We start from the raw sequence: 7,491 nt of genomic DNA, 5'->3' as shown, positions 1-7,491 counted from the left end.
TTTCTTTGTATGGTGGTTTTATTTTCAAATTGCAATGTTAAACCACCATTATTTTTTTTAAATGAGAGAAAATTAAAATCAATATATTTCAATATGTTATTATTTTAATGATACAACCTTTTAAATAGTAACCCATAAATTCAACTAACAATATATATTTGTCAGTTATGTGTCAGTAAATTGAACTGACAAAATAGATTATTTTAGTGAGTGATTAAAACATGTCTTATGAAAAGCGTATGATCCTGTAAAGCCTTTCAAAAGATAGCTTGTAACTCATATGAAATGCTATCAAGATCATTATAGTTATGAGTTTTGAAGGGGTTTTGAGTTTTGAGGGTTGCCCCTTTTAGATAAAAAAACGATAAAAAGTAAAAACGTTATTTTTCAATAGGTTAAGATTTTACAGATCTTAAAAAAACAACTCATATTGATAACACAACCTATAAATTCAACTAATAATATACGTTTTGAGGGGGGGTGACGGTTTTTACACCTTCAAAACCTATAAGCAAAATGAATATACATAACTCTCTTTAAACAAAGCTTTTGATAACAATAAAGCACTCATTTTAGATTACGGTATAATCTCTTAAAGGCAATGTAAAAAAATCTAATTCACTTTAAGAGTGGATTTCTTAAATTTTGCAAAACAATCTAAAAAAATTATTTAAAAGTTCAAATCGTATCTTTAATTTGAATTATAAATACATTATTAGACTTTTGCATTAATCAAAGGTTTATGATGATGAAGTTTTTTATTTTACTTTGTTTGTTAATACTCACAGCTTGTGGTCCTATAACACATTTGAACGGAATTGTTGATCCAAACTACAAGGGACGATTTCAAACGAAAAAGGTGGTCATAGGAGGTGTTGGCATGTCTATTTCTGAGCAAAAAGAACTTGAAGACACCTTTGAGAAATCCCTCGTTAAATACAATGTACAGATATTGAGAGGATTAGAACTTTTCCCTCCAACTCGTAATTATTCCTATAACGAGAAAGAGAAAATTATAACAAATAAAGGCGCAGATGCACTCCTAATAGTTAGCGTTGATAATCGTGCTATATCACAGACGTATATCCCGCCAACATATCATCCGGGAACCTCTACAAGTACTATTTCGGGATTTGGAAACTTTGCTACCATAAAAACTGAGACGACACCAGGTTATGTGACCGGTGGATATAATATTAGTAAGCCCGCCATAAGTGTTAGTGTTTATCTTATTCACCATACAAAAAACAAAGAAACCATATGGCTAGCAAAAGGCTATAGCGATGGAAATGCTTTTGCATCATTTTCTAATCTCATAGTAAGCGTTGCTGAAACAACTGTTGAAAAACTAGCCAAAGAGGGGCTTATAGTCCCAAAGTAGAGTTAGGAAAATAGCAGCATAATCACGAATTTTAGCCACAAGGTCGATGTTAATAAAGCTATCATTTTAGATTACGGTATAATCTTTTAAAGGCGATGTAAAAAAATCTAATTCTATTTAAGAGTGGGTTTCTTAAAAGTCTTAAAGCAATCCCAATAAGAGTGTTTAAAAGTACAAAGCCTTATTTTTAGAATAACGCATATTAGGATTGTATCTAATCAACTTAACAAAAGAGGTATAGATTATGGTTATAAGCTCTATACCCCTTATGCGTTTATCATACCCATTATATGAGCATCTTTATAAGTTATTCAGTTTCTCTTAATACCAATTTGGGTAAGTTCTTAACGATTTTCATGGTTTCTAAACTTACCGTAATAACCCTTTGAAACAACTCCAATGGGTAAGCAGGGTTGCCAACGGTTTCAACAGCATAGCGATTGGCATCATTCACAATACCACTCTTTTTATCAGTCTTTACACATTGACGCTCCATAACCCATTCAAGAGCGGGTTTACCATTAACGATATACTCATAAGCTTCAAGAGGAATATCTGTCATGATGATATTGCTATTATAAAAAACAGTCGATTTATCCTTTTCCTTACTATTCCCAGAAAATTTCATTTCAGTCACGTAATAGAATTTTTCGGGATTAGAGCTCTCTGTAACTTTTGGATTACCCTTTTTAAAGGTCACTGGATAAGGTTTTACATCTTCATAATTCATGTGCAAATGACCGAGTTCACGCCCTGCTGTTACAAACTTCCAAAAATCTTCAGCAGTTTTTACACAAGGGATACGAGGCAATTCTTTAGAGAGGTTATCAGCATAACGGGCACGATAATCTTCCGAATGAAGTAGACCATAAATATAATAGAATAAATCATCTTTCGTGATAGTTATCATTCGGATAAGCAGCTTTAAAATGTGCTAATCCTTCATCAGTAATGGCATCACGTCTCTGTAAACCAGCTGTTTTACTTTCTTCTGTAGAAATTAAAAATAAATGAGATTGTTTCTTGTTTTTATCTTTTGAGATCGTAGTATCTTCGTAAATATAGCGTGGAAAGCATTGACCAGTATGCACTGCATGAAAATTAGGTAAAGCCTTAGTCATTAAAGTAGAAAAAACTGTTTGAGCTCCCGTACCTGTAATTTATATTACTTGATTTTCAACCGCTTTTCCCATTGGGAATATACGAGGCATCTGTAAAACCAATTCATTGAAAATGCGATTATAATAAAGCCATTGTTGTGTAAAAGGACGATATAAACTTTGCGTGAAACATGCTTCTTCGAAGTTGAAAGTCTTTCTTTTTACCAATTCTTGTTTAAGAGCGCGACTCCAACTTATTTTTTTAGCATCTGAATTTACAAAATTGTCTACAATATTGGTACGTGTTTTACGGTCAGCATGTAAATAGGTATTATTAAAACGTTTTACCTCACTATTATAAAAGGCTACCATATTACTCATATTTTTTGATAAAGCATCACGGCTAGAGTTGTATGTCCAAGCGTCACGATTGGTTTTTATACCACATGAAGAAGCTTCAAATAGTTTTTTATTATGCCCTTTTTTATCATCTAAGGCGAGAAACGTTTCAAAACTTTCATTACGTTGATGAATCCAATCACCATGCTTATCTGGTGTAATTATTTGCCAGCCTTGTTCACGTGTAATACTACCAACACTACCAAAGTCTTGAATCATTCCAAGTTTTTTTCGGTAGAAAGATTATTGCCAATATCATGATAGTAAATTTTACACTCTCCAGACACATAGGGATTTTTGATAAATATTGTAACAGCAATACCAGTCATACTACCACTACCAAAAACATTCTCTCCTTCTTGAGTTGCTCCATTGCTTAACATGTTTTTACGGATATCTCCCCGTAAATTAAGCACATAAATACTTGTAAATTCATTGGCTAAAGATTTTCGTAAGCTGTTCATTGTTGGCTTGTCTATGTAACCAGAACCAGAAACAAAGCCGATTACCCCAGCATTATCAATACGGTCACTAGCCCAGCGAATGGCACGAATATAACTGTCATAAAGCGCTTGTATATTCGTAACTTTCGATTGAGCAGCATAAGTTTCACGAATACGTTGATCTAATATGGGATAAGGAGTATTCTTCGCGTTATCATTGGCACTTTTTTGACCTGTGGAATAAGGAGGGTTACCAAGGATAACTTTGATATCCAGTTTCTTTTGATGCTCCAAATATTCACTGTTTTTTTTAAATAATTTTTGCAGCAGATTCTTCTCTTCAAGCATCCGAAACGTATCAGTCAAACCAATATGTTTGAAAGGAATGTACTCTCCTTTCATGATACTATGATAGGTCGATTCAATGTTAATCGCTGCTATGTAATAGGCTAGCAAGACAATCTCATTTGCGTGGATATCATAACGGTATTTATATTCCATATCCTCTGGTTTGATGAGATTGGATTGTAATAGCCGTGTGATAAAGGTCCCAGTACCCGTAAAAGGGTCAAGAATAGAAACACCACGTGATCCTAGACTTTTTCCAAATTCATGACGCAACACATCATCAACAGAATGAATGATAAAATCAACAACCTCAATGGGAGTATAAACAATGCCTAATTTTTCTACTGTACGCGGAAAAGCATAACGGAAAAATTCATTGTAAAGCTCTACAATTAAACTTTGTTGTGCTTCAAGAGTGGTAATTCCACGCGTGTAAAATTGTACACTCTTAGAAATATTTTTGAGATCTTGAGATTCTTCTTTAGGAGTAACTTTATCAAGGGCATTGAGTACACGTTGTAAAGCGCAAGATACGGGATTTTCTTGAACAAACTGATGCCCCTCAAATAAAGCATTAAAGACTGGACGCGTCACAAGATGTTGCGCAAGCATTTCAATCGCATTTTGTTCGGAGATAGTTGTATTTAAATTACTACGTAATTCGGTCATAAAATCATTAAACACCTGCCGTGTTTCAGTTTCTGATTTCGTCAAAACCTCAGTTAAGCGTGTGATATGAGTTTGAGCAAGATCACCAACATTTATTGCCCATTTTTTCCAATAGCTAGGGTCGTAAAATCTATTAACAATAGCAGTTTTAATGACATCTTTACATTTAGAAAAAAGGGGGAGTTCTCCTTGTTCTTCACATGTGTGAGAGGATTCATAAGTTGCTAACCCAATATTAAGTCCTGAATACTCTAATTTTGAGCGTATAGGTAAATCATCAATAACCGTGGTCGTATCTTCTAACGCAAGTTCTTGAGAAGCAGCAACAATTTCAAGAGCATCGCTTACGTCTTGTTTTTTGTGCATATGGTGAATTATTTTATTAAAGTTATCATCATGAGCACGTAAAGCATTGAGAACTTGCCAGATGACATTATACTTTTGGTTGTTTTCTAAGGCTATTTCCGGCGGAATGTCAGCGGGTATCCCAACGGGTAGAATGATATAGCCTCTTTTTTTACCCTCTGCTCGACGCATTACACGTCCTATTGCTTGAATAATCTCAATTTGACTTTTTCGCGGGTGTAAAAATAGAACGGCATCAAGAGCAGGAACATCAACACCTTCAGAAAGACAGCGTACATTGGTAAGTACACGGCAGGTATTTTCCCCCGCATCTTCCTTTAACCATTCAAGTTGTTTTGTACGCTCTTTAGCACTAAAGGTTCCATCAATATGGGCAAGGGTACAGTTAAGAGGAGGAGTATCTTTATAGTTCTTATGAAGAGCGCGCAAAGATTCTTGCACTTTTTCTTTTTTGAATCTCTTGCATATGCGTTTAGAAGTCTCAATATCTTTGCAAAAAGCTAAAGCTCTACGCATGGGCTTGGGGTCATCTTCAAGATCAAGTTTCAGATCCATTTTGGTAAGGGCTTGATAACAGCCTATGATCTTGGTTTTATCATCAAGAATAAGTTCATAATTCTCATCGGTCATCAAATGCTGAATAGATTCAGCAACTTCCTCTTCATTAATACCCAAAACAATAATCTTATAAGGTGCTAAAAGTTCATTCTGAACGGCTTTTGAGAATGTATAAGTATAAAGCTCTTTTCCATAGAGCTCTTTATCATCCATAGAGGCTAGAACGGCATTGATCTCATTGGCTTGCTTTTTGGCATCATCGGTAAAGATCTTAGGCGTTGCTGTCATATACAGACGTTTTTTGCCTCGAATGATGCTGTTATCATGAACCTTGATAAATTCAGATTCATTGTCTTCAGTTCCCAATGAAGCCCCAGTGGTACGGTGTGCTTCATCGCAAATGATCAGATCAAATTCGGGTAAATCATACTTTTTTTGTGCATCCGAAATCACTTGGATGGAATGATAAGTTGAAAACACCACGGTCATCAGATCATGTGAAACCTTACCCGCTTTGCTAGCCAGTTCTTTTGCATCCGTGGTAGCAGGCAAGGCAAGATCAGAGCTATCAAATTCAAGAGCATCATTTTTATTATTCTTACGACGCTTACCCACTTGTGTATCGGAACACACGGCAAAGGAACGCAAAGGCACTTCTGTATCTTCTGTCCATTCACGAATTGTTTGAGAGATAAGAGCAAGAGAGGGCACTAGAAACAATACGCGCTTGCCTTGACCTGCTATGGTTTCTGCTATCTTAAGACTTGTAAAAGTCTTGCCCGTACCACATGCCATAATCAGCTTGCCACGGTCTGCTTCTTTTAAACCTTCACAGACTTTCTCAAGGGCTTCTTTCTGATGATCTAAAAGCTTTTTCTTTGATTTCTCTTTAAGAACAGCTTGTCCTTGTTCTTTATAAGCCCCCCAATCGGTTTGACTGTTTTCTAAATCAAAAAGGTTTATGCGTTGAGGGCGGATTTCTTGCCCCTCACAAGTCAGTTCAACATTATCACTCCAATCTGTTTCGGTGCTATCAACCAGAATACGACGGGTGAAGATCTTTTTGCCCGAGGCAGCAATAAAACTATCAATATCTTTTTTACTGATCTGATGGTCAGCTTTATAAAACTTACATTGAATAGCCACATATCCCTCTTGATGACGAAGCTTTGCCATCAGATCAATGCCGATATCATTTTTATTCCAACCTTCACGCTCTTTAGCCCATTCATAATAGCTCTCAACCGTTTCATATCGTCCAAAATGGAGAGGGTCATGCATAAGATAAGCCATGACAAGGTTTTCAAACAGCGTTCCCAATTCACGGGGTGATTTTGCTTGTTGACGATAATATTCCAAGAGAGAGCGTAAAGAGACATGTTCATGATCATAATGATGAGGGCGAAGCATAAAGAATAAACTCTATGACAATATATTCTATTGATTAATTCTCTTCAAAGGAATCAAAACGAAGCTTATTAAATCCATTTTGAGTAAATGGTGAAAAAAATGCAGAAAAATGCGAAAAAACGGATAAATTTTTTTCAAAAGGGTTTTTAAAGGTACTTATCCACAGCCCATGACATGGAATAAGATCAGCAAAGTAGTGAAATTTTCTGTTTATTTTATGGAAAAAAGACAAATTTGATATGTGCTTTTAAGATATCATAATGAGTATTTTGATAGGTTTTATGAGTCACTAAAATAATCTAATTTGTCAGTTTAATTTACTGACACAAACTGACAAATATATATTATGGATTGTATTTAAGGTTGTATTGTCGATATAGGTTGTATCGTTAAAATGCTAACATATTGAAATATAATGTTTTTAATTTTTTCTCATTTAAAAAATAATATAGGCTCTAAAAAGAACTGACAACACTGACAGCACTGGAGAAAACTCTTCTGTTCAGATCATTATCTTTGGAGAAAGGTTGCTTAATGCGCTGTACAGAGAGTTTTGCCTATTTGAGTAGAAAGTTTTAAAAGAGATTTCTTATTGTTTTCTATGATGGTTTTTGACGACAGAATGTGCTTGATAGCACGATGTCTCGTTTATATGCGTGTTGAGTGGTTTAGAGGAGCTGGAGAGTGAATTTATCTCTAATTATTGATAAATATATTGTAGCATTAAACTGGGGATATTGATGTATTAACCATTGACGGGCTAAACAGTTTTGTTTAGAGGTTTTTCCATAGAAATGTGGGGGAGAGATCTTCAGCA

The 7,491-nt window shown here is 35.0% G+C and carries 1 protein-coding gene and 1 pseudogene; one reads left to right on the top strand and one right to left on the bottom strand.

Annotated elements, in window-relative coordinates; genetic code table 11:
- The first annotated feature begins 742 nt into the window (after positions 1 to 742).
- A complete protein-coding gene (locus ACFINL_RS09050; protein ID WP_375651433.1) occupies positions 743 to 1,381 on the top strand; it encodes a hypothetical protein in 639 nt (212 codons plus the stop codon).
- Between the two features lie 307 nt (positions 1,382 to 1,688).
- On the opposite strand, the pseudogene ACFINL_RS09045 reads toward ACFINL_RS09050, so the two are convergent.
- Positions 1,689 to 6,674: pseudogene (locus ACFINL_RS09045) on the bottom strand (DEAD/DEAH box helicase).
- Between the last annotated feature and the right edge of the window lie 817 nt (positions 6,675 to 7,491).

Origin of the sequence: Bartonella sp. AA78NXGY (genome assembly GCF_042197005.1) — a bacterium.
Classification (GTDB): Bacteria; Pseudomonadota; Alphaproteobacteria; order Rhizobiales; family Rhizobiaceae; genus Bartonella.
The sequence above is the reverse complement of the archived record's forward strand: the minus strand, read 5'-3'. Positions and strand labels throughout refer to the sequence as shown.

Coding starts and splice junctions, on each gene's coding strand:
- ACFINL_RS09050 (WP_375651433.1), top strand. CDS start 743: ATGATGATGAAGTTTTTTATTTTACTTTGTTTGTTAATACTCACAGCT.